The sequence below is a fragment of the Haloarcula halobia genome (genome assembly GCF_029338255.1).
Classification (GTDB): Archaea; Halobacteriota; Halobacteria; order Halobacteriales; family Haloarculaceae; genus Haloarcula; species Haloarcula halobia.
In genome coordinates this window covers 2,537,644-2,558,962 of the sequence record NZ_CP119787.1, presented here as the reverse complement: position 1 = coordinate 2,558,962, position 21,319 = coordinate 2,537,644, and the positions used below count along the sequence as shown (strand labels likewise).

At 68.1% G+C, this 21,319-nt stretch carries 22 protein-coding genes; 8 read left to right on the top strand and 14 right to left on the bottom strand.

Annotated features, from left to right (window positions below):
• The 4 genes from nuoL to P1K88_RS13630 are packed head-to-tail and all read right to left on the bottom strand — an operon-like array spanning position 1 to position 3,046.
• Positions 1-2,094, bottom strand: coding sequence for an NADH-quinone oxidoreductase subunit L (nuoL, locus tag P1K88_RS13645; RefSeq protein WP_276410778.1), 2,094 nt, complete (start codon positions 2,092-2,094; stop codon positions 1-3).
• 3 nt (positions 2,095-2,097) lie between these two features.
• A complete protein-coding gene (gene nuoK, locus P1K88_RS13640) occupies positions 2,098-2,400 on the bottom strand; it encodes an NADH-quinone oxidoreductase subunit NuoK (RefSeq protein ID WP_276410777.1) in 303 nt (100 codons plus the stop codon).
• Positions 2,397-2,780: a proton-conducting membrane transporter gene (locus P1K88_RS13635; protein ID WP_276410776.1), complete on the bottom strand. Its 384-nt coding sequence runs from the start codon at positions 2,778-2,780 to the stop codon at positions 2,397-2,399. Before P1K88_RS13635 ends, nuoK begins: the two co-directional genes overlap by 4 nt.
• Positions 2,777-3,046: an NADH-quinone oxidoreductase subunit J gene (locus P1K88_RS13630; RefSeq protein WP_276277930.1), complete on the bottom strand. Its 270-nt coding sequence runs from the start codon at positions 3,044-3,046 to the stop codon at positions 2,777-2,779. Before P1K88_RS13630 ends, P1K88_RS13635 begins: the two co-directional genes overlap by 4 nt.
• Positions 3,047-3,244: 198 nt before the next feature.
• Between P1K88_RS13630 and P1K88_RS13625 the strand changes: the two genes are divergently transcribed.
• A complete protein-coding gene (locus P1K88_RS13625) occupies positions 3,245-3,418 on the top strand; it encodes a hypothetical protein (RefSeq protein WP_276410775.1) in 174 nt (57 codons plus the stop codon).
• 1 nt (position 3,419) lies between these two features.
• The gene (locus tag P1K88_RS13620; protein WP_379786775.1) at positions 3,420-4,409 is read left to right on the top strand and encodes a sodium:calcium antiporter; all 990 of its coding nucleotides are present in this window, start codon (positions 3,420-3,422) and stop codon (positions 4,407-4,409) included.
• 16 nt (positions 4,410-4,425) lie between these two features.
• On the opposite strand, the gene P1K88_RS13615 is transcribed toward P1K88_RS13620, so the two are convergent.
• The 7 genes from P1K88_RS13615 to P1K88_RS13585 all read right to left on the bottom strand — a co-directional run bounded on the left by P1K88_RS13615 (position 4,426) and on the right by P1K88_RS13585 (position 10,267).
• Complete coding sequence (locus tag P1K88_RS13615) at positions 4,426-4,824, bottom strand: hypothetical protein (protein WP_276410773.1); 399 nt, start codon at positions 4,822-4,824, stop codon at positions 4,426-4,428.
• Positions 4,825-4,941: 117 nt separating this feature from the next.
• Positions 4,942-5,403, bottom strand: coding sequence for a NuoI/complex I 23 kDa subunit family protein (locus P1K88_RS13610; RefSeq protein WP_276410772.1), 462 nt, complete (start codon positions 5,401-5,403; stop codon positions 4,942-4,944).
• 37 nt (positions 5,404-5,440) lie between these two features.
• Positions 5,441-6,487 (bottom strand): complex I subunit 1/NuoH family protein, encoded by a 1,047-nt coding sequence (locus P1K88_RS13605; protein WP_276410771.1) that lies wholly within the window; start codon positions 6,485-6,487, stop codon positions 5,441-5,443.
• Positions 6,487-8,160: an NADH-quinone oxidoreductase subunit D gene (locus P1K88_RS13600; RefSeq protein ID WP_379786809.1), complete on the bottom strand. Its 1,674-nt coding sequence runs from the start codon at positions 8,158-8,160 to the stop codon at positions 6,487-6,489. Before P1K88_RS13600 ends, P1K88_RS13605 begins: the two co-directional genes overlap by 1 nt.
• Positions 8,161-8,251: 91 nt before the next feature.
• Positions 8,252-8,944 (bottom strand): NADH-quinone oxidoreductase subunit B, encoded by a 693-nt coding sequence (locus tag P1K88_RS13595; protein ID WP_276410769.1) that lies wholly within the window; start codon positions 8,942-8,944, stop codon positions 8,252-8,254.
• Positions 8,937-9,356 (bottom strand): NADH-quinone oxidoreductase subunit A, encoded by a 420-nt coding sequence (locus P1K88_RS13590; protein WP_276410768.1) that lies wholly within the window; start codon positions 9,354-9,356, stop codon positions 8,937-8,939. Before P1K88_RS13590 ends, P1K88_RS13595 begins: the two co-directional genes overlap by 8 nt.
• A gap of 257 nt (positions 9,357-9,613) precedes the next feature.
• A complete protein-coding gene (locus P1K88_RS13585; protein WP_276410767.1) occupies positions 9,614-10,267 on the bottom strand; it encodes an AIR carboxylase family protein in 654 nt (217 codons plus the stop codon).
• Between the two features lie 166 nt (positions 10,268-10,433).
• Here P1K88_RS13585 and P1K88_RS13580 point away from each other — a divergent pair, with 166 nt between their 5' ends.
• Positions 10,434-11,705 (top strand): HEAT repeat domain-containing protein, encoded by a 1,272-nt coding sequence (locus tag P1K88_RS13580; RefSeq protein ID WP_276410766.1) that lies wholly within the window; start codon positions 10,434-10,436, stop codon positions 11,703-11,705.
• A 43-nt stretch (positions 11,706-11,748) separates the two neighbouring features.
• Positions 11,749-13,392 carry a phospholipase D-like domain-containing protein gene (locus P1K88_RS13575; protein WP_276410765.1) on the top strand — a complete coding sequence of 548 codons (1,644 nt, stop codon included), beginning with the start codon at positions 11,749-11,751 and terminating at the stop codon, positions 13,390-13,392.
• Between the two features lie 105 nt (positions 13,393-13,497).
• Here P1K88_RS13575 and P1K88_RS13570 read toward each other — a convergent pair whose 3' ends face one another.
• Positions 13,498-15,411, bottom strand: a complete 1,914-nt coding sequence (locus P1K88_RS13570) for a Hef-associated nuclease (RefSeq protein WP_276410764.1) — start codon at positions 15,409-15,411, stop codon at positions 13,498-13,500.
• Between the two features lie 93 nt (positions 15,412-15,504).
• Between P1K88_RS13570 and P1K88_RS13565 the strand changes: the two genes are divergently transcribed.
• A complete protein-coding gene (locus P1K88_RS13565; RefSeq protein WP_276410763.1) occupies positions 15,505-16,002 on the top strand; it encodes a Mov34/MPN/PAD-1 family protein in 498 nt (165 codons plus the stop codon).
• Positions 15,999-16,424: an FAD synthase family protein gene (locus tag P1K88_RS13560; RefSeq protein WP_276410762.1), complete on the top strand. Its 426-nt coding sequence runs from the start codon at positions 15,999-16,001 to the stop codon at positions 16,422-16,424. The genes P1K88_RS13565 and P1K88_RS13560 overlap by 4 nt, the downstream gene beginning before the upstream one ends.
• A 34-nt stretch (positions 16,425-16,458) precedes the next feature.
• On the opposite strand, the gene P1K88_RS13555 is transcribed toward P1K88_RS13560, so the two are convergent.
• The gene (locus tag P1K88_RS13555) at positions 16,459-17,667 is read right to left on the bottom strand and encodes a pyridoxal phosphate-dependent aminotransferase (protein WP_276410761.1); all 1,209 of its coding nucleotides are present in this window, start codon (positions 17,665-17,667) and stop codon (positions 16,459-16,461) included.
• Entirely contained in the window at positions 17,664-18,068 is a 405-nt protein-coding gene (gene ribH, locus P1K88_RS13550; RefSeq protein WP_276410760.1) for a 6,7-dimethyl-8-ribityllumazine synthase, read from the bottom strand. The genes P1K88_RS13555 and ribH overlap by 4 nt, the downstream gene beginning before the upstream one ends.
• 90 nt (positions 18,069-18,158) lie before the next feature.
• Between ribH and P1K88_RS13545 the strand changes: the two genes are divergently transcribed.
• Positions 18,159-20,078, top strand: coding sequence for a flippase activity-associated protein Agl23 (locus tag P1K88_RS13545; protein WP_276410759.1), 1,920 nt, complete (start codon positions 18,159-18,161; stop codon positions 20,076-20,078).
• A 50-nt stretch (positions 20,079-20,128) separates the two neighbouring features.
• Positions 20,129-21,286, top strand: coding sequence for a 5-(carboxyamino)imidazole ribonucleotide synthase (locus P1K88_RS13540; RefSeq protein ID WP_276410758.1), 1,158 nt, complete (start codon positions 20,129-20,131; stop codon positions 21,284-21,286).
• The last annotated feature ends 33 nt before the right edge of the window (positions 21,287-21,319 follow it).

Genomic DNA, 21,319 nt, shown 5'->3' with positions numbered 1-21,319 from the left:
TCAGAACCACCCCCCGATGATGCCGAAGGCCGCAAGCAGCAGGACCAGCCCCAGCGTCAGCAGCGTCGCGTAGTTACTGACGACGCCCGACTGGATGCGCCGGACGCGCTGGCCGCTGAACAGGCTCACGCTGGAGACGCCGTTGACGACGCCGTCGACGACGCCCTGGTCGAACTTGTCCATCACGCGTGCGAGGGGGTAGGTAAGCCCCGTCGCGAGCCACACCTGGTACTCGTCCTGGTAGTAGTTGTGCATGAATAGGGTCTTCAGACTGCCGAGTTTGTCCGTGTGCTCGACCGGGTCCGGACCGCGGTACAGCACGGTCGCGAGGCCGGCCCCGGCGACAGCGAGTGCGAGAGAGACGGCCGCCGACGCCAGCAGCGTGCCGATCGAACCGAGCGGTTCACCGGCCGAGACGCCCGCCACGTCGTGCAGCAGTTCGCCGTAGTGATGCGAGTCGGTCACGAGCGCGGCCGGCCAGCCGCCCTCTTCGGGTCCTTCGAGCCACGCGTGCAGGAAGTCGATGTGCGCGCCGGTCAGTTCCGCGACGGGTTTCATGTTGATGAACCCGACCGTCGCGGCGAGCACGCCCAGCACCGCAAGCGGCCCCTTGACGTTCCAGCGAACGCCGTGGGGGTCACGCGCGGTGTCGGTCCGGGGCTCGCCGTGGAAGGTCAGGAAGACCATCCGGAAGGTGTAGAAGCCGGTGAAGAAGACGGCCAGCAGTCCCATCGCGTACGCGACGATGTAGGACGTCGCGAGGCCGCCCTCGCTCCCGAGGCCGTGGATGAGCGCCTCGTAGAGTACCTCGTCTTTCGACCAGAAGCCGGCAAAGGGCAGGATGCCGGCGAGCGCGAGCGACCCGGAGAGGAACGCGTAGTAGGTCACCGGCATCTTGTCTTTCAGGCCGCCCATGTCCCACATGTTCTCGTTGTGGTGCATGGCGATGATGACCGACCCCGCGCCGAGGAACAGCAGCGCCTTGAACACGGCGTGGGTGGTCAGGTGGAAGACCGCCGCGATGTAGCCACCGGAGCCCAGCGCGAGCATCATGTACCCGTACTGGGAGATGGTGGAGTACGCGAGCACCTGCTTGATCTCCTGTTTGACGAGGCCCATGGTGGCGGCGAACAGCGCCGTGAACCCACCGATGAGCGCGATGACAGCCAGTGCGGTCGGGGAGATGGCATAAAAGCCGTACATCCGCGCGACGAGGTAGACGCCGGCCGCGACCATCGTCGCCGCGTGGATGAGCGCCGAGACGGGCGTCGGGCCCTCCATCGCGTCGGGGAGCCAGGTGTGCAGCGGGAACTGCGCGGACTTGCCGATGACCCCACCGAGCACCAGCAGGCCAAGCACCGTGAACCACGCCTGCGCGGAGAGACCGACGGTGTCGAGCATCGCGATGGCCTCCGTCTCGCCGTCGACGACGGCGTGTTCGGCCAGCACCGGGAAGCTCTGGGCGACGACCTCGCCGCCCTCGGTGATGGGGGCAAACAGGCCCGTGCCGAAGGTGGCGACGACGCCGACGACGCCGATGAGGAAGAAGTAGTCACCGAAGCGGGTGACCAGGAACGCCTTCTTCGCGGCACTCGGCGGGCCGTCCTCGCGGAACCAGAACCCGATGAGCAGGTAGGAACACAGCCCCACCAGCTCGAAGAACATGAACGCCATGAGGAGGTTGTTGGCGACGACGAACCCGAGCATGCTCGCCGTGAACAGGCCGAGGCCGGCGTAGTAGCGCGGGAGGCCCGTCTCGTCCTCGTCGTTCATGTACCCGAGCGAGAAGATGTGGACGAGGAACGAGATGAGCGTGACGATGAGCAACATGAGCGCAGAGAGCGGGTCCAGAAGGAGGCCAAAGCGTAGCGTCACCGACTCGACGCCGGCGACCCACGTGTAGACGAACTCGTTGTACGCGCCGCCGCCGGCGACGGTGAGCGCGACCCAGATGGAGAGCAGCAGCGACCCACCGGTCGCGGCGATGCCGGCCAGCGCGCCCCCTTTCGGCATCCGATCGCCGAGGAACAGCGCGACCAGGAACGATACGAACGGCAACAGCACGATCGCGGGTGCGTATGTGAATGCAGCCATGTGTTACCACCTCATCGTCGTCGGAATCGTGACGTCCACGTCGCTGAAGTTCCGGTACAGGACCAGCACGATGCCGATGCCGACAGCCACCTCGGCGGCCGCCAGCGCCATCGTAAACAGGGTGAAAACTTGGCCGGTGAGGTTGCCGTGCTGGATGGAGAACGCGACGAAGTTGATGTTCGCCGCGTTGAGCATCAGCTCGACGGACATCAGGAAGATGAGCGCGTTCTTTCGAGTGAGGATCCCAAAGAGGCCGATGCAGAACACGGCCGCGGAGAGCAGGAGGTACGACTCGACGGGAATCACGACCCGTCACCCCCGTCCGTCGCGACGGCGTGGCCCTCGCCGTCGTCCGCGTTCAGCGAGACGTTCTCACCGCTCTCCTCGCGCTTTGCGAGCATCAGGGCCCCGTCGAGCGCCGCGTCGAGAACGACGGCGATGAGGATGAAGGCGACGATGAACCCTTCAGACGGAACGGCCGTCTCGCCCTCTCCCATCAGCACGCTGGGCGCGATGTCGAACATCGCGGCCCCGAGACTCGTCGTTATCGCTGCGGACTCGCCGAACCCGACGGGGTCCGGGAACGACGCCGCCATGAACACTGCAACGAACACGAGGAACAGTGCTACTGCGGCCAGTCCCGGCACGAAACTCCCTTCCGTCGACAGTTCGGGTTTGGTGGTCATGGTGTCACCTCGATCACCGACTCGTCCTCCCGGGTCAGCATCACTGCGAAGGTGATGAGCACGAGGACGCCGCCGATGTACACCAGAATCTGCATCGTCGCGACGAATGCTGCCTGGTTCATGACGTAGAACACGGCGACGCTGAGCAGTGACACGCCCAGTAACAACGCCGAGTGCCAGACGTCGCGTACGAGCACGACGCCGGCCGCGCTGCTCACGGTAACGAGAGCGAACAGCACGAACGCGATTGTTTCGTACAGTGCCATCTTGTTTGGTTCTCTTGCCGGCGGCCCTTTGAAGATTCCTCTTTGCGCTCGCGGTCTCCGCATAGATTGCCGGTTTCTCGCCGTGATATCTCGGCCGGGTCGGGACGTCTGGCACGACCCACCCGACCGGGCCGGCCGTGTGGCCCGGCGGACACGCAGGTAGACTTTTGCCGGCCCCGTTCGTCTCCGTTCACAAACATGTCTGGCGGGGACTACTGCGACCGGCACACCTGGGCCTCGGTGGGCGTCGTCACCCGAGACGGGACCGTCGGGCGTGTCTGGGAGTGCGAGAACTGCCCGGTCTGGACCACCGAGTCCTTCGACCCGGCCCACGAGCTCGCGTGGGACGACACCTGGCTGGCCGGCCGCTGAGATGGTGGTGACCGAGGCGCTCCTGACACAGGTCTCTGTCGGCGCTGTCGCGCTCTATGCACTGGTGACCGCCGCGGGTCGCGCCATCGACCGCCTGCTCGCGCTCGCCGAGCACTACGACGTCGACGAGGTGCTCGTGGGGATGACTGTCCTCGCACTGGGGACGAGCCTGCCGGAGCTCAGCTCGCACCTGGTCGCTTCGCTGGGCATCGTCTCCGGCACGCTGGATTACGAGGTCACCTCTGCCGTCGTCCTCGGCGGGAACATGGGATCCTCGACGGTCCAGCAGTTCCTCCTGGTTGGCGTCCTCCTCATCGCCTACGGCAGCGTGCCCCTCTCTCGCTCGTTCGTCCGCGAGAGCTACCTCCCGATGCTGGGTGCGCTGGCCGTGACGCTCCTGGTGGCCGCCGACGGCACCGTCAGCCGACTCGACGGGGCGGCGTTGCTCGCCCTCTACCTGGCCTACGTCGTCGTCCGGGTGGTGGGCCGGCGACAGCCGGACGCGATGCGTGAGCGCCCCAGCGCGGATCCCCGACGCGACGCTCTCGTCGCCACCGCGCTGCTGGTCGTGGTCCTGCTGTCCGCGTCGCTGCTGCTCTCGGTCGTCGAGACCGTCGTCGCGACGCTCGCGCTGGGGGGCTCGATGGTCGGCGTGGTGACCCTCGGCGTCGCCGCCGCGCTCCCGGAACTGACGACGGTGATGGAGGCCATCCGTCGCCGGGCCCCCAACGTCGCCCTGGGCACGCTCGTCGGCAGCAACGTCGTGAACCCCCTCGTCGGCATCGGCCTCGGCGGCGTCGTCTCGACGTACCACGTCCCGCCGGCCGTCGTCGTCTGGGACCTCCCGGTCAAACTGGCCGTCGGCGCCGGCCTGCTGGTCTGGTCGACGCACGTTCGAGACTGGACGCTCACCCGGACCGAGGGTGCCTACCTGCTGGGCTTTTATTTCGTCTTCGTGACCGGACGCCTCCTCCTGTTCCCGGGGCAGTAGCCACGTCGCTCCCGGCTCAGGACTCGGCCGGTAAGCAGCGCCCGCTGTACTCGAGGAGGCCGTCCGCGAGCAGAGTCACGCGCAGTTCGAAGCGCTGGCAGCCCTCCGGTGACCACTCGAGGGTCTGGCTGTCGGCCGCTGTCGAGATGGTGATGTTGTAGGGCCCGTCGGTTAGCCCGCTTGCGAAGAAGCTCGGCGCATCGTCCTGGTCCGTCGGGAACTCCGATTCGAACTGGTCGACGACGTCGTCGTCGACGTCGACCAGTTCCAGCCTGATCGTGTAACTCCGGGAGGCTCTGGTCTCGAACGTGACGTCTATCTCCCCGGCCACCGGGGGTTCGCTCTCACCACCGCCACACCCGCTGAGGCCGGCCACCGCCATCGCGGCCCCGCCCAGATACGCTCGCCGATGCATGTCGGGTAGTACAGGGGGTGTGACATAAGTCCCGCCCTCGCGGCGTTCGCCGTGGAGCGACACACCGGTCGCTCACGCCCTCGGAATGACAAAAATGCCTCCGTACGCAGCCGGTCGCTACTGATAGTCGACTTCGCCGTCGCCCTCGCCGATCCAGGCACCCCGGTCCGGTTCCCGGGACTCCAGCGGGTCGATGTCCTTGTACCACGGCACGTTCTTGAGTTGCTCCTTGTTGTAGGCGAACTCGTCTTTCGTGTCCGCGGTGAACTCGAAGTTCTGGGTCAGCAGGATGGCGTCGGTCGGGCAGACCTCCTCACACAGACGGCAGTAGATACACTGGCCGATGTGGAGGTTGTACTCCTCGCCGTTGCGCTGGTCGTCCATCACGATCTGGATGGTGTCGTTCGGACAGACGTTCTCGCACTGGCGACACCAGATACACCGCTCCTGGCTCCACTTGTGGACGCCGCGGAAGCGAGGGCTCACTTCGGGGGCGACGTCCGGGTACTCGACCGTGAACGTCTCCCCGTCGAGCGCGTGTTTCATCGTCGTCGCCATCGATTTCAGGATTCCTATCATGTGGAGTCACCTCCGTGGACGGTCTCGCCGGGGCACATCAGGCGATCACCCCGACGATGACCGCGGTCAGCATGAGGTTCGCAAGCGAGAGCACGAGCATCCCCTTCCAGCCGATCTCGATGAGCTGGTCGATGCGCACGCGCGGGACCGCCGAGCGGGCCCACTGCGTGAACAGGAAGACGCCCCAGATCTTGATCATGAACCACACGATGCCCGGGAGCACGGGGCCGGCCGGGCCACCGAGGAAGATGGTGGCGATGATGGCCCCGCCCAGGAAGATGTGGATGAACTCGCCTAAGTAGACCAGGACGAAGTACACCGAGGAGTACTCGGTCTGGTACCCGGCGACGATCTCGGTCGGCGCCTCCGGGATGTCGAACGGGTTGCGCCCGACCTCTGCGAGGTTCGCGATCATGAAGAGGACGAACGCGAAGGGGTTGACGAAGGCGTACCACGACGGGATGGGCCCGATGAGCGTCTCGGACTGGGCCGCGACGATCTCGGTCATCTGGAGCGAGCCGGCGAAGATGACCACCGAGGCTCCGGTGAGGATGAGCGGAATCTCGTAGGCCAGGTTCTGCGCGACCGCACGCAGGCCGCCGAGGAACGAGTACTTGTTGTTCGACGCGTAGCCGGCCATCACCAGGCCGACGGAGGCCATCGACGCCGTCGCGAAGACGTACGCCAGGCCGACCTCGGGATCGGCCAGCTGGATGCCGTTGCCCATCGGGATGACGGCGAAGCCCAGCAGCGCGGTGCTGGCGATGACCAGCGGCGCGAGGTCCCACGCCGGCCGGTCGACGCCCTCGGGGACGATCAGTTCCTTCGAGAGGAGTCGGACGGCGTCGGCCACGATGATGAGCAGGCCGAACGGTCCGACTCGGTTGACCGCGATGCGGTCGGTGAACGCCGCCGTGATCTTCCGCTTTGCCCACGGGCCGGCCAGCGCCGTGTTGGTCATCATCAGCGTCCCGATGAAGGCCGCGCCGATGAGGCTCATGATTATCATCACGAGCGTGTTGTTCGGGTCCAGGCCCAGCAGGTTCGCCAGGGCCTCGGGGAGCGGGGCGGACTCCTGGAGCATCAGCGGTCCACCTCCCCGAGGACGATATCGAGGCTACCCAGCGAGGCGACCATGTCCGGGACGTACTCGCCCTGGGACATCTCGGGCAGCGTCTGCAGGTTCGAGAAGCACGGGCTGCGGATCTTGAACCGCGCGGGCTTGTCCGTCCCGTCCGAACGGATGTAGATGCCGAGTTCGCCCTTCGCGCCCTCGACGGCGCGGTAGATCTCCTTGTCCGGGTCCGGGCGCAGCGTCCGGGGGACGTTGGCCTGGATCTCGCGCTCGTCTTCGGGCCACTGTTCGAGCAGGTCGACGCACTGCTCGATGATGCGCGCCGACTCCTCGACTTCGCGCATGCGGACGAGCACGCGCGAGAAGTTGTCACAGCCCTCCTCGGTGACGACGTTCCAGTCCAGTTCGTCGTAGTAGCCGTAGGGGTCGTCACGCCGGAGGTCGTAGTCGACGCCCGACCCGCGTGCCACGGGACCGGTCGCGCCGTACTGCTTTGCCATCTCGGGTGTGAGGACGCCCGTGTCGACACACCGCATCTGGAAGATCTCGTTGCCCGTGATGAGGTCGTGGTACTCCTCGAGCTTGTGGGGGAGTTCGTCGAGGAAGTCCCGGACCTTCTCGAAGAACTCCTCGCGGGGCTCGGGCAGGTCCCAGGCGACCCCGCCAAGCCGGAGGTAGTTGAACATCAGGCGCTGGCCGGTCAGGTCCTCTAAGATGTTCTGGACGACCTCGCGGTCGCGGAAGGCGTACTGGAAGATGGCGGTGAAGTCGCCGAAGACGTCCAGCGCGAAGGTACCGAGCGCGAGCATGTGCGCGGCGATGCGACAGAACTCCGCGGACATCGTCCGGATGATCTGTGCGTACTCGGGCACTTCGATGTCCGCGAGGTCCTCGGCCGCACGCGCGTACGCCCATTCGTTGAGGATGCCCGCCGAGACGTAGTCCCACCGGTCGGGGTAGGGCATGATCTGGTGGCGGTAGGTCCCCTGCTGGCACATCTGCTCCTCACAGCGGTGGAGGTACCCGATATCGGGGTCGATGTCGGCGATCTGCTCGCCGTCCAGCGTCGTCTTCACGTGCAGGACGCCGTGGGTCGCCGGGTGGTGGGGACCGATGTTGACGAACATCGTGTCCGAATCGTCCTCGCTGCGGTGGTCGCCCTGCAGCGGGTTCGCGTTCTCCCGGAGCGTGACGATCTGTGGCTGGTCCTGGTTGTAGTCCTGCGAGAGCGGGTGTCCCTGCCAGGTCTCGGGCAGGAGGATGCGTCGCAGGTCCGGGTGGTCGTCGTAGTCGATGCCGACCAGGTCGTAGGCCTCACGCTCGTGCCAGTCGGCCGTGTCGAAGACGCGGGCGGCCGACTCGCTGGTCGGGTCGTCTTTCGTCGTCGGGACGACGACCGACAGTTCCTGGGTCGGGTCGTCGTACTTCCGCAGGTGGTAGATCGACTCGTAGCGGTCGTCGTACTCCTGTGCGGTGACACAGGAACAGTGGTCGAAGCCCGCTTCGGTCTTCAGCGTCGAGAGGACCTCCTGTACCTCGTCGGGGCGGATGACGAACCCCTCGGCGTTGACGTGCTCCTCACGGTCGAGCACGTGCCCGCCGAGCAGGTCAGCCAGTGCGTCGTAGTCGAGGCCGTCGTCCGTGACGCCGATTTCGCCGTCCGTCTCTGGTACTTTCTCTATACTCACGCGAGACACCTCCGGTGTCGAGTGTGAGTAGATGAGTCACAGCCCGCGCAGCGGAGCGAGCAGGAATGTCTTATCGTACTCATTGTTATGGCGAGTCGTTCCAGTTGTACCGCATGACGAGGTCGTCCTCGTCGATCTCCCCGGCGAGCTTGTCGACGAGTTCGTCCCGTTCGAGGTCGCCGAACTGTTCGAGCTCGTACGGTTTGACTGTCACCGGCGAGGATTCGCCGTTGGCGATGCGTTCCTGGAGCTTGGCGACGCCGTAGACGAGCGCCTCCGGACGGGGCGGACAGCCGGGGACGTGGATGTCGACCGGGATGACCTCCTCGGCGCCCTTGATGACGTTGTAGCCCTCCTGGAACGGGCCGCCGGAGATGGTACACGACCCCATCGAGACGACGAACTTCGGCTCGGGCATCTGGTCGTAGACCCGCTTCATCCGCGGGGCGAACTTCGAGACGATGGTGCCCGGCACGATGATGACGTCCGCCTGGCGCGGGGAGGCGCGCGGAACCCCCGCACCGAATCGGTCCAGGTCGTGCTTGATGGCGTAGGTGTGGATCATCTCGATGCTGCAACAGGCGATGCCGAACTGCAGCATGAACATCGAGGACCCCCGCACCCAGTTCATGAACTTGTCGAACTTCGTCAGGATGAACGGGGTCGACCCGAACGCCTCGCGCAGCGTCGAGTTGAAGCGGTCGTCGACGCCCTCGCCCATCCGGGCCTCCTGTGTCGATACGTCCTCTACGGCCGGTGGTGTCTGGTCACTACTCATATGTGTCTGCCCCCTTCGTCGCGCGCGGACTGCGCACCCAGCGGACTGCGCCGTTGCGCCACGCCCAGGCGAGCCCGACGACGAGCACGCCGATGAACACGACCATCGGCAGCAGTACCGACATCATCCCGACGGTCGGCTCCGTGACGGCGTCGCGGTAGATGACCGTCCACGGGAAGATGAGCACGGTCTCGATGTCGAAGATGACAAACAGCAGCGCGACCATGTAGTACTGGATGTTGAACCGAATCTGTCGGCTACTGCCGGTCGGCACCTCGCCGGACTCGTAGGTGGCACGTTTGCCTTGTTCGGGCACGCTCGGCCGTAGGAGGCTCGACACCACCATCATGCTGACCGGGATGGCGAGCCCCACGACCGCCAGCGCGCCGATGGCGATCCATGGATTACTCATTCGGGAAACTCCTATCGTACGTCGGTTGGAAGTACTGGCATATAAGGGTTGATAACCACTCCGGCCGCCCGATTTCGGGCGGTTCGAACGGTCCGTGACGAGGCCCCCGAAACACGGGCCTGGCACCCTCTATCAGGGCCAGACCACACCGGGCCTCCCAGTGACCCCGGTACGTGACGTACCGACGTGTCCCAGCTGCCGGCACCGACGCTGCCGTTCCCGAGGCACACCTCCTGCTGGGGGTGCGTCGGGTTCGCTCAGTCCTCGTCCCAGTAGGCGTCTTTGAACCCGGGCGTCCCGAGCTCGTGGAGGTCACGGGAGGCTTCGCCGACGTCCTCCTGCAGGCCCCGGTGGTACTCGACGAGGCGGTCGCGGAGTTCGTCGTGTTCCCGCGAGAGAATCTGGGCCGCCGAGAGCGCGGCGTTGAACGACTTGCCGGCGTCGACCGCCGTGATGGGTGCGCCTTGGGGCATCCCGATGACCGAGTCGACGGACTTTTCCTGGACCGGAACCCCGATGACCGGCAGCGGGTAGGCGATGCTCGCGGTCATGTTCGGGAGGTCGGCGGACTTCCCGCCCGCCCCCGCGATGAGGACGTCCATGCCACGGTCCTCGGCTGTCTCGGCGTAGGCGTACATCAACTCGGGCGTGCGGTGGGCCGAGACGACGAACGTCTCGAAGGTGAACCGACTATCGGGGGCGTCGGTGTAGTCGGTCTGCTCTTCGAAGCCCAGTTCCTCGGCCAGCGCCGCGTACGCGCCGGGCCGTTCCCCCTTCCCACCGGCCATCGTGGGCAGGTCCGAGTCCGACCCCATCACGATGCCGACGTCGGGCGTCGCTTCGTCGGGCCGGTCCATCGCCGCCTCCTCGTGTAACTGGTCGATGAGCGACTGCACGCTGTCTGCGGGCATACGAGGCCGTCGGCCGGGCGGACACGTAAGGATACCTCTCTGTGACGGGATTGAGCGACCGCGAAGCGGTCGCGATGTTCGGTGAGAGAATGAGTCGAGCGGGCGAGACGAACGGACTCGCCGAGAAAGGAAAACGCTCTTGGCCCGTACCGACACACCTGCGTACATGAGCAACGGGGACGACGAGCCCGACGCCGAGGACGCCGCCGAAGACGAGGCGGCCGACGTCACGGCCGACGAACTCGAGACACGACTGGACGAAGCCGAAGCGAACCTCGAAGCAGCCGAGACCGAGGCCGCCCTCGACGACGTCGAGGCGACGCTCGAGGCCGTCGAGAGCGACCTCGAGGCCGCCGACCTGCCCGAACCGGACGAGGACGACGAGGACGCCGAGGACCCCCGCGAGGCGCTCGAATCCCGCCTCTCTGACCTCCAGGACGACCTCGAGTCCCAGCGCGGCCCGTACGCCGAGGACGTCGTCGACATCCTCGAGACCGCGCAGGGAACGGTCACCGACAGCGAGTGGACCGAGAGCGGCGAACCAGACGCTGTCGACGCCGTCGACGCCTTCCTCGCGGCGAGCGAGGAGCACGTGGACCACGACGCCGACGTCGGCGAGGGCACCGAGGACGCGGCCGGGGCACTCGGGGCCGTCGCCGACGCGATCGGCGACGCCGAATTGGATGCCGACGACGACGCGGAGACCATCGCCGCGCTCCTCGAGGCCGCCGAGACGCTCGAAGACGACCTCGAGGCCGCCGAGGTCTGGGACGACCTCACGGTACAGGAGCAACTCGACGCCAAGGGCTTCTACGACATCCTGACCAACGAGAACCGCAAGGACTTCCCGCCCGAGTGGAACGCCGCGAAGCTCCACGCCCAGGAGGGGAACCTCGAACTCGTCCTCTTCGCCTTGGAGAAGGTCGGCTCCGAGTTCATGGAGGAGAACATCGTCGACATCTTCTATCACCTCGGCAGCGACGCCGAACCCGCCTTCGAGGTGATGCACCAGCGCGCCCAGAAGCGCAACAAGCAGGAGATCGGCGTGCTCGGGAAGATCGGCGACGAGCGCGCGACCGAGACGCTCCACGACTTCATCGACGGGGACGGCGATGTCGCCCTCCAGAAGGTGACCCTGCGCGCGCTGGGCGCCATCGGGAGCCCCGACTCGGTCCAGCCGGTCGCCAACCGCATGGACGCCGAGAACCCGGAGATCCGCTCGGTCGCGGCCCGCGCGCTCGGCCTGCTCGGCGACACCCGGGCTATCGACCCGCTCGCAGATATCCTCGAGTCCGACGACAGCGACGAGGTCCGTGCGTCGGCCGCGTGGGCCCTCTGTCAGATCGGTACGCGGGACGCGCTCGACGAAGCGGCTCAGTACGCCGACGACCGCGCCTACCTCGTGCAGGCCGAGGCCGAGAAGGCCGCCGACGCCTGAGTCGGGCGTACCTTTTTGTGCGAACGGGCGACCAGACCCGCCGATGCGGAGACTGGTCACCGTCGCGCTCGTCGTCTCGCTCCTTGTCGTGAGCCCCGCCGCCGGCGGGACACCGGCACCGGGTGCGTCCACACCCTCAGAGCCCTCCTCCGCCCCGCAGGTCCACGCCGTCTACCCGAACCCGTTGGCCGGCGGTGACCGCGGCGAGTTCGTCGTCCTGTCGGTGCCACCCGGGACCGATCTGGGGCGGTACGCGCTGACCGACGGGCGCTCGACGCTCGAGTTACCGAACGGGACGGTCGCGGGTCGCGTCGCCGTCACGACTGACCCGCGCCGCGTCCGGAACCTGACCGACGCGACCGTCGTCGGCGTGAACGGGTCGCTGGAACTGGCCAACGGCGGTGACACCGTCTCGCTCCGGCGGGCGAACCACACCGTCCAGCGGGTCCGGTACGCCGACGCCGTCGAGGGCGAGGTGGGCGTCGTGCGCGGGTCGACGCTCCGCTGGCGGCCGCTGGGAGCGACCGACAGGCCGGTCGTCGCCGGTGGCTCTGCCGACGTGCGCGTCTTCACGCTCCCCGACGCCCCGCGGGCCCCGCTGCGCGCTATCCGGCGTGCGGACCGACGGGTCTACCTCGCCGGCTACACGCTGACCTCGGCACGGGTCGCCGACGCGCTCGTGGCCGCCCAGCGCCGCGGGGCCGACGTCAGGGTCCTGCTCGAGGGCGAACCAGTCGGCGGCCGAACCAGGGCCGGCGCACGGACGCTCGACAGGCTGGCCGGGGCGGGAATCGACATCCGCCTCGTCGCCGGCCCGCACGCCCGGTATCGATATCACCACGCGAAGTACGCCGTCGGCGACGACCGGGCGGTCGTCCTCACCGAGAACTGGAAGCCGGCGGGCACGGGCGGCAACAGCAGTCGCGGCTGGGGCGTCGAGACGGGCCAGTCGGCCGTCGTCGACGGGCTCGCGGCGACCTTTCGCGCCGACGCCGGGTGGCGCGACGCCGTCCGGTGGTCGACATACCGCGACGGCCGGCGCTTCGAGCGCGGCGAACCCGCGACGGCGTCCTACCCCCGCCGCTTCGACCCCGAGACGGTGTCGGTCGACCGTACGACGTTGCTCGTGACCCCTGACAACGCCCAGCGCGAACTCGTCGCGCAGGTGGACGGCGCTACCTCGTCCGTCGACGTCGTCCAACCGACGGTCGGCGCGTGGGACGAACCCCTACTGCGGGCGCTCCGGAGCGCGGCCCGTCGCGGGGTCACCGTTCGCCTGCTCCTCAGCAGCGCGTGGTACGTCCGCGAGGAGAACCAGCGGACGGTCGAACGGTTCGACCGCTGGGCCGACCGAACCGGGGCACCGCTTACCGCCAAACTTGCCGACCCCGGCGGCCGCTACGCGAAGATTCACGCGAAGGGTGCCGTCGTCGACGACCGGGCCGTCGTCCTGGGCAGCCTCAACTGGAACGAACAGGCCGCGACGGCGAACCGCGAGACGGTGCTGGTCCTCCACGGGCGCGACGTGGCCTCGTACTACGGGGCCGTCTTCGACGCCGACTGGCGCGGCGGAAAGCCGGACGTGCCGGTCGGTACGGTCGCCGCCGCGGCCGGGGCGCTCGCCGTCGCCGGCCTCGCGCTGCGCCGCGTCAGGTTCGGGTCGAACGCGGGGGTCGATCCGCCGTGACCGGGCCTGTCGAAGCGGTTACTCGTCGGGGACCGGCCCGACTCTCCGCACAAGCCCGTCCCTCGAACCTGCCCGGACTACCGCGAACGAAGGGCGAGAGGTCGCCTATATTTCCTCGGGCAGGGCCGTCGCGCTCCCGAGCGCGTCGTCGCGTTCGGCCTCGGCCATCTTCTCGACGAGCGCGTCGATGACGGCGTCGCGCATCCCCGAGACGAACTTGATGGAACCGACGACCAGGTGACCGCCGCCGGAGACGCCGCCGCCGTCGACCTCTTCGGTGAGCTCGGTGACCATCCGCGGGATATCCAGGCGGACGCCGTCGGACCGGAGGACGGCGAAGTCGGGCCCGTAACCGATGGTGATGACGGGGTCGCCCGTCTCGGCGACCTTCCGGTCGTGTATCTCGCCGGTTGTCTTGCCCGGCGCGGGGTAGGTAAAGCGGTGGGCGTGGTTCTCCACGTCGATGCGATAGAGGTGGGCGCCGTTGTCGAGTCGCTCGTGTTCGACGTGGGACATCGCGGCGTCGAGCTGGTCTGTGACGTCGCGCTCGGCGCGGGTCGCGAGGAACTCGACGACCCGCTCGTGGCGCTCCCGGTCGTCGCAGTCGACGTTGAGCACGTCGGTGATGAGTTGCTCGCCCGAGGAGTAGCGCAGCCAGTGGGTCGCGTAGTCAAGCGCCTCGCCGATGTCCCGGAGGTCGCCCTCCGAGTACCCCTGCTCGCGCGCGAGGTCGACGTAGTCGCCCATCGCCTCGCCCTCCGAGCGGTCCGAGAGTCCGGCGACGGCGGGGACGTGCCGGAGGTCGTCGCTCAGGTCGGGGTCGATCATCCGGGCGAGCTCGACACAGAGCATGCCCGTCGTGATGCGGTAGTCCTCGTCGTGGAGGTACGGGTTGACGTGGTGTTCGAGGAAGGGTTCGACCGCCTCGGGGTCCGGGTGGTGGTGGTCGACGACGACCACGGGGATGTCGTAGTGGCGGAGGTTGCGGTACGCGGGAGTGTCCTCCTCGGTCGACCCGTTGTCGAGCATCAACACGAGCGGGAGCTTCTGTCCGTGGCGGGTGCGGTCCTCGAGCGCGAAGTTCAGGTCGCGGGTGACGTCCTCCATCTCGTAGTACGGCGCCTTGCTCGGCAGGCGCTTGAGCAGGTGGTCCGGGGCGTCCTCGTCGGTGTAGTGACTGGCGATGAAGTTCTCCAGCGCGACCTGGAGCGGGACGCTCGCACAGAGGCCGTCGCCGTCGGCGTGGTGGCGCATCCGGATGGGGCGCCCCTCGAGCACCGTCCGGCGGAGCTCGGTCGCGACCTCGCGGAGGTCGTCCCAGAGCTTCTCGAAGGCGGGCCACTCGACGAGCGGCTCGACGTCGGCCGGGCGGGCGGCCGCCGCGGTGGCGTCCTCGATGTCGGCCCGAATCGCATCGGCCTCGGCCCCGTCGAGGACCGACAGCGAGTCGAGTTCGACCTGGACGCCGCCGTCGCGTTCCTCGGCGCGCCCGGAGGCCCGGACGACGTCGTCTATCTCGACGTCGGGGTGGGCGCGAACGCCCGCCTCCTCGAAGACGGCACAGGGGACGACGCCGGTGGTGTCCCGGACCTGGAAGATGGTCGGGCCGCCGGTCTGTTTGATCTGGACGACCTGCCCCTCGACGACGACCGTCTCGCCGGTCGCGTCCGCGAGGGCCGCGACGTCGCGGGCATCGCCGTGGGCCACGTGGCGCTCCTCGTAGTCGGCTATCTGGACCTCCTCGAACGAGAGGTCGCCGTCCGGGCGAATCTCGCCCAGCTCGACGACGAGGTCGTCGCCGACCTCGTAGGTGCCCACGAGGTTCGAGTCGTGGACCAGGCCCGAGACCTCCTCCGAGAGGTCGACGAAGACGCCGTACTCGACGGTCCCGTTGACCGTCGCGTGGTAGAGCGCGCCCTCCTCTAGGTCGTCGACAGTACACTCTGCAGCGAGATCGAAGACGACGGTTCCCCCGTCGGGAACCACGGCACCGTCGGGGGTGCCAGTTGGCGAAGACATTTGCACGTTCTTCGGCAAGCCGCCGTTTGTACTCTTCGGAATCCGTGGACGCGAGACACAACGCTTAGAACCGACCGGACCCGAGCGCCAGGCATGGGGTTGTTTCGCTCGGGCGGCATCCTCGGCATCGCCGAGTCGGCGCTCGACTTCGCACTCGCCGCGTCTGAGGACGCCCACCCGAACGAGTACATGGGCCTGCTTCGCGGCGCGAGCGCGAGCGAGGTCGGCATCGACGAGGACGGCACCGTTCTGACCGACGTGCTGGTCATCCCCGGCACCGAGTCGAACCCGGTCAGCGCGACGGTCAAGACGAGCATGGTCCCGAACGACATGCGGGCCGCGGGGTCGGTCCACTCGCACCCCAACGGGGTCCTCCGGCCGAGCGACGCGGACCTGGCCACGTTCGGCCGCGGCGACGTCCACATCATCATCGGCTACCCGTACGGACCAGACGACTGGCGGGCCTTCGACAGCGAGGGCCAGGCCGTCGACCTCGACGTGCTCGACGTCGACCCGCCGGAGGAGGCCTTCTTCGACTTCGACCAGACCGACATCGACCGCGAGCTGCGCGAGGAGGAGTTCGACTCGTGACTCGCGTCGTCGCCCAGGGGACCTTCGACATCCTCCACCCGGGCCACGTCCACTACCTTACGGACGCCGCGGCGATGGGCGAGGAACTCCACGTCATCGTCGCGCGCTCGGTCAACGTCACCCACAAGGAACCGCCGGTGATTCCCGACGGCCAGCGCCGGGAGATGGTCGCCGCGCTGAAACCGGTCGACGAGGCCCACCTCGGGCACCCGGAGGACATCTTCGTCCCCATCGAGCGCATCGACCCGGACGTCATCGCGCTGGGGTACGACCAGCACCACGACGCGGACGCGCTCCGGACTGCCCTGCGCGAACGGGGGCTGGACGCCGAGATTCGGCGGGCGACGCCGCTCGACGACGTCGACGACCGGTTGCTCTCGACCGGGCGCATCGTCGACCGGGTTCTGGAGCAGCGGGCCTGACGGGCCCGCCGGACAGACCGTCAGCCGGCCGTCCTCAGATGAGGTCTGCCTCGGCCAGGCGGTCGACGGCTTCCTGGAGCCTGTCCTTGCTGTTGGCGTAGGAGATGCGCGCGTAGCCCGGCGTCCCGAAGGCGCTCCCGGGGACGGTGGCGACCTGGGCCTCGGAGATGGCCCGGTCGCACCACTCGGTGTCGTCTCCCGGTTCCACCGGTCGACTAGTCGAGTCGCTCCGCGACTCGCTGTCCCCCTCCGGCGCGACGTGGGGCATCATGTAGAACGCACCCTGGGGTTCGGGCACCTCGACGCCGTGGTCCTCGAAGAGCCCCATCAGGAACTCCCGGCGCTCGGCGAAGGCCTCGCGCATCTCCGCGACGGCCTCGTCGGTGTTGGTGATGGCCTCGACGCCCGCGTGCTGGACGAAGTTCACCGCACAGGAGACCGAGTGGGAGTGGACCTTCCCGGCCTGGGAGACCAGTTCCTCGGGGCCGGCGAAGTAGCCCAGGCGCCACCCGGTCATCGAGTAGGCCTTCGAGAAGCCGTTGAGCGTGACCGTGCGGTCCGCCATGCCCTCGAGGGTGCCCAGCGAGACGGCCTCGACGCCGTCGTAGGTGATCTCCTTGTATATCTCGTCGGAGATGACCGTGACGTCGTGTTCGACGGCGATGTCGCGAAGCCCCTCGAGCGCCTCGCGGGAGTAGACGGCGCCGTGGGGGTTGCCCGGGGAGTTGACGACGAGCAGTTCCGTCTCGTCGGAGACGGCAGCGGCGAGGTCGTCGAGCGCGCCCTCGAGCTGGAAGTCGTGGGCCGCGGTGTCGACGCGGGTGAGCGTCCCGCCGGCGAGCTTCGCCATCGCCTCGTAGGAGACCCACGCGGGGTCCAGCAGGGCGACCTCGTCGCCGTCGTCGACGACGGTCTGGAATATCTCGTAGAGGGCCTGCTTGCCCCCCGGCGTGACGATGAGGTTCTCGGTGCCGTACTGGGTCAGGCCGTCGTCGTGGAGCTTCTCGACGATGGCCTCCTTGAGCTGGGGGATGCCGTTGGAGGGGGTGTAGCCGGTGTGGCCGGCGTCGAGTGCGGCCTTGGCGGCGTCCTTGATGTTCTCGGGGGTGTCGAAGTCCGGTTCGCCCACCGAGAGGTCGACGACGTCCTTGCCCTCGGCCTCCAGTTCGGCGGCCTTGTTGCTGATCGCGAGCGTCGCGCTCGGCTCTACACGTTCGACCCGTGCTGAAAAGTCCATAGTCATGGTAGTTTCGTCGCGAGTTCGATGGCGCTCGTGACGGCCGTCCCCCCTTTGTGGGTCCGCGCCTCGGCCTCGGCCCGGCTCATCCCCGGGCCGAGGATGCCCAGGGTGACGGGGGTGTCTCGCTCGAGCGAGACGTCTGTCAGGGCCTGTGCGGCGGCGTCGGTGATGACCTTGTCGTGGTCCGTGTCACCCTCGATGACGACCCCGAGGACGGCGACGGCGTCGACGTCGTCCCGCCGGGCCAGGCGGTCCGCCGCGAGCGGCGTATCGTAGGCCCCGGGGACGGTCACCGTCTCGACGACGTCGTGGCCGGCCGCGGCCGATCGCGCCGACTCGGTCATCTCCTCGACGACGGCGCCGTGTTTGTCGTACTGGGCGACGACCAGTCCGAGCTGCACCATACCTGATTGGGTGGCTGTTGGCACTAAAGAACTACCGTTCCGCCTCGAGAAACCAGAAGGATTCTAATCCCTCATGGGCTTGACCCCAGTATGGTCGGGTCACGCGACGTCCTATCGCCCCTCCGCGCGTTTCAGGGCCGCGTCCAGCGATGGCTCGACGCCGACGAGCACGCCCTCGTGAAACTCGTCGTCGGCGTCTCGCTGTTCGCGTTCGTCCTCAGACTCGCCTTCCTGGGTGCACGCCCCGCCCACTTCGACGAGGGGCGCGTGGCCTACTGGGCGCTCCACTACGGTGAGACCGGTTCTTTCGCCTACCGGCGAATCATCCACGGCCCGTTCATCCAGCACGTCGACCGCTACGTGTTCGCCGCGCTCGGACCGAACGACTTCACGATGCGACTGCCCGTCGCCGTCGTCGGCAGTCTGTTGCCGCTGACGGCACTCCTGTTCCGTGCGCACCTGCGCGAGACCGAGACGGTGGCGATGGCGCTGTTGCTCGCGGTCAATCCCGTCGTGCTCTTTTACTCGCGGTTCATGCGCAGCGACGTCCTCGTCGCGGCGTTCATGTTCGCCGCGTTTGGCCTCCTGGTCCGGTTCTACGACACGCGCCGGCCACGGTACCTCTATGCCGTCGCCTTCTTCATGGCGCTTGGCTTCGCCTCGAAGGAGAACGCCATCGTCTACGTCCTCACCTGGTTGGGCGCGCTGGGTCTGCTGCTCGCGAAGGTGTTCGTCCTCCCGAACGGCTACCGCGAGGCGGCCGCCTTCGTCTGGGCGGGCCCCTCGCTCGCGGCCGTCAAGCGTCGGATCGTCGGCCGGTTCTACGGCGGGATTCACACGCTGGTCGAACCCGTCCGAGCGTTCCGAGGGCGCCACGACAGCCCCGCGAGCGTGCTGGGCGCCTACGCCGGCCACGTCGCGCTGGCCGCCGGGGTCTTTCTCGTCGTCTCGCTGTTCTTCTATGCCCCCCGGGGCGCCGGTCTGGAGGGACTCAGACACCCGCCGGCCCCGCCCTCGGAGGGCGCCGTCGGGTTCTGGCAGGGTGTCTTCGAACCGCGGCTGTTCCCACAGATGGTCGAGGCAACGCTCGACCGCGTGGTCGACCAGTACGGGGAGTGGTTCGAACCGGCCTCCGAGAAGACCCCCGACAACTACCGGCGCCATCTGGGCACCTCACTGAAGGCCCTCGGGTTCGCCTCCGCGCCCCTGCTCGCGTTCTCGGTGTTCGGGTTCGCGCTCGACCGCCTGGGGGTCGTCCGCGCGCGCCACCTCGTCCCCTTCGTCGCCTACGGCGGGTTCGTCTCCATCTTCGGGTACCCGGCCGGGACGGACATCGGTGCCCCGTGGCTGGTCACCCACGCCGTCGTGCCGCTCGCACTGCCGGCCGGGGTCGGCCTCGCGGCCGTGTTCCGCTGGGGCGTGCAGTCCCTGGAGATGGACGACGTCGTCGGCGTCGCGATAACGGGCCTCGTCGTCGTCCTCGTGACCGTCCTCGTCGCGAACGTGGCGGTCACGAACGTCTACGTCGACGGGACGGCCGACGAGAACCCGCTGGTGCAGTTCGCCCAGCCGGAGGAGTCGACCCGGACGGCGCTCGAGACGATGGACCGCGTCGCGACGGCCAACGCGAACGGCACCGACGTCGTCGTCTACCACGGCGAAAAAGGCGACGCCTACGACGACAACGAGGCCTTCGTCGAGCAGAACCGCTCGGAGTGGGACGACTCCTACTGGAACCTGGAGCCGACCTGCATGCGGTGGTACAACGCGCTCCCGATCCCGTGGTACTTCGCTGCGCAAGACGTCCAGACCGCCTGCGAGAACAGTCCGACGGCACTGGGCGTGACGGCCATGACCGAGCGCCCGCCGATGATACTCACGCAGGACTACGATTCGACGGTCCCGAAAGAGCGACTCCGCGAGAACGGCTACACCGGGAAGACCTACCGGCTGCGGACCAGCGGCTACAAGAACGTCTTCACTGTCTGGGTCCACGAGTCCTACCGCTGACGCCGAGCCAGAAGTCAACGCTTAAGCGCGCCGCACCGGAATCCAGCGACATGACACTCACCTCGCCGGGACCGACCGTCGGCGTGGTCGGCGGTGGCCAGCTCGGGCGCATGATGGGGGAGGCCGCGGCCCCCCTGGGGCTGGAACTGGTCGTCGCCGACCCGACGCCGGACTGCCCGGCCGCGCCGGTGGTCCGCGACCAGCTGGTCGGCGGGTTCGAGGACCGCGAGACGTTCCGCCAGCTGGCCGAGCGGTCGGACTACCTCACCTTCGAGATCGAGCTGGCCGACCCGGACGTGCTCGAGGCCGTCGCCGCCGAGACGGGCACGCCGGTCCACCCCAACCCGGCAACGCTGCGGACCATCCAGGACAAGCTCGTCCAGAAGCGCCGCCTCTCCGAGGCAGGGGTGCCGGTCCCCGAGTACCGTGCCGTCGAGACGGCCGACGACCTCCGGGACGCCTGCGAGGAGCTGGGTTACCCGGCGATGCTCAAGGCCCGGACCGGCGGCTACGACGGCCGCGGGAACGTGCCCGTCGAGGGCCCCGGGGACGTCGCGGACGCCGTCGCGGACATCGCGGGGCCGGCGATGGTCGAGGAGATGGTCGACTTCGAGCGCGAACTCGCCGTGATGGGCTGTCGGGGCGACGGCGAGCGCGACACCTACCCCGTCACCGAGACCGTCCACGAGGAAGAGATCCTCCGGGAGTCGGTCGCTCCCGCCCGCGCCGACGCGGCCGTCCGCGAGCGCGCCCGACAGGTGGCTCTCGACGTCCTCGACGTGATGGAGGGCCGCGGCGTCTTCGGCATCGAACTGTTCCAGACGAGCGACGACGAGATCCTGCTCAACGAGATCGCGCCGCGCCCCCACAACTCCGGGCACTGGACCATCGAGGGGTGTCACACCTCCCAGTTCGAACAGCACGTCCGGGCCGTCGCTGGCCTCCCGCTGGGGCCCACCGACCTCCGCTCGTCGGCCGTCTCGACCAACATCCTCGGGGACGTCGCGGAGCGCCAGGCCGCCGAACTCCACGGCGAGCGCGAGGTGCTCTCGACCCCGCGGGCCCACCTGCACTGGTACGGCAAGCGCGAGGTCTACGACCTGCGGAAGATGGGCCACGTCACGCTGACCGGCGCGACCGACGCCGACCGGGACGCGCTCCTGGCCGACGCGAGGGTCCTGCGCGACGGCCTGACCTTCCGGGACTGACCGGGTCGGAACCGAGCGGTCTTTAGTCGCGTA

Excerpts from the sequence above, each read along its gene's own strand:
- nuoL (WP_276410778.1), bottom strand. The coding sequence starts at position 2,094 with ATGGCTGCATTCACATACGCACCCGCGATCGTGCTGTTGCCGTTCGTA.
- P1K88_RS13635 (WP_276410776.1), bottom strand. The coding sequence starts at position 2,780 with ATGACCACCAAACCCGAACTGTCGACGGAAGGGAGTTTCGTGCCGGGA.
- P1K88_RS13630 (WP_276277930.1), bottom strand. The coding sequence starts at position 3,046 with ATGGCACTGTACGAAACAATCGCGTTCGTGCTGTTCGCTCTCGTTACC.
- P1K88_RS13625 (WP_276410775.1), top strand. The coding sequence starts at position 3,245 with ATGTCTGGCGGGGACTACTGCGACCGGCACACCTGGGCCTCGGTGGGC.
- P1K88_RS13620 (WP_379786775.1), top strand. The coding sequence starts at position 3,420 with ATGGTGGTGACCGAGGCGCTCCTGACACAGGTCTCTGTCGGCGCTGTC.
- P1K88_RS13615 (WP_276410773.1), bottom strand. The coding sequence starts at position 4,824 with ATGCATCGGCGAGCGTATCTGGGCGGGGCCGCGATGGCGGTGGCCGGC.
- P1K88_RS13610 (WP_276410772.1), bottom strand. The coding sequence starts at position 5,403 with ATGATAGGAATCCTGAAATCGATGGCGACGACGATGAAACACGCGCTC.
- P1K88_RS13605 (WP_276410771.1), bottom strand. The coding sequence starts at position 6,487 with ATGCTCCAGGAGTCCGCCCCGCTCCCCGAGGCCCTGGCGAACCTGCTG.
- P1K88_RS13595 (WP_276410769.1), bottom strand. The coding sequence starts at position 8,944 with ATGAGTAGTGACCAGACACCACCGGCCGTAGAGGACGTATCGACACAG.
- P1K88_RS13590 (WP_276410768.1), bottom strand. The coding sequence starts at position 9,356 with ATGAGTAATCCATGGATCGCCATCGGCGCGCTGGCGGTCGTGGGGCTC.
- P1K88_RS13585 (WP_276410767.1), bottom strand. The coding sequence starts at position 10,267 with ATGCCCGCAGACAGCGTGCAGTCGCTCATCGACCAGTTACACGAGGAG.
- P1K88_RS13580 (WP_276410766.1), top strand. The coding sequence starts at position 10,434 with ATGAGCAACGGGGACGACGAGCCCGACGCCGAGGACGCCGCCGAAGAC.
- P1K88_RS13575 (WP_276410765.1), top strand. The coding sequence starts at position 11,749 with ATGCGGAGACTGGTCACCGTCGCGCTCGTCGTCTCGCTCCTTGTCGTG.
- P1K88_RS13570 (WP_276410764.1), bottom strand. The coding sequence starts at position 15,411 with ATGTCTTCGCCAACTGGCACCCCCGACGGTGCCGTGGTTCCCGACGGG.
- P1K88_RS13565 (WP_276410763.1), top strand. The coding sequence starts at position 15,505 with ATGGGGTTGTTTCGCTCGGGCGGCATCCTCGGCATCGCCGAGTCGGCG.
- P1K88_RS13555 (WP_276410761.1), bottom strand. The coding sequence starts at position 17,667 with ATGACTATGGACTTTTCAGCACGGGTCGAACGTGTAGAGCCGAGCGCG.
- ribH (WP_276410760.1), bottom strand. The coding sequence starts at position 18,068 with ATGGTGCAGCTCGGACTGGTCGTCGCCCAGTACGACAAACACGGCGCC.
- P1K88_RS13545 (WP_276410759.1), top strand. The coding sequence starts at position 18,159 with ATGGTCGGGTCACGCGACGTCCTATCGCCCCTCCGCGCGTTTCAGGGC.
- P1K88_RS13540 (WP_276410758.1), top strand. The coding sequence starts at position 20,129 with ATGACACTCACCTCGCCGGGACCGACCGTCGGCGTGGTCGGCGGTGGC.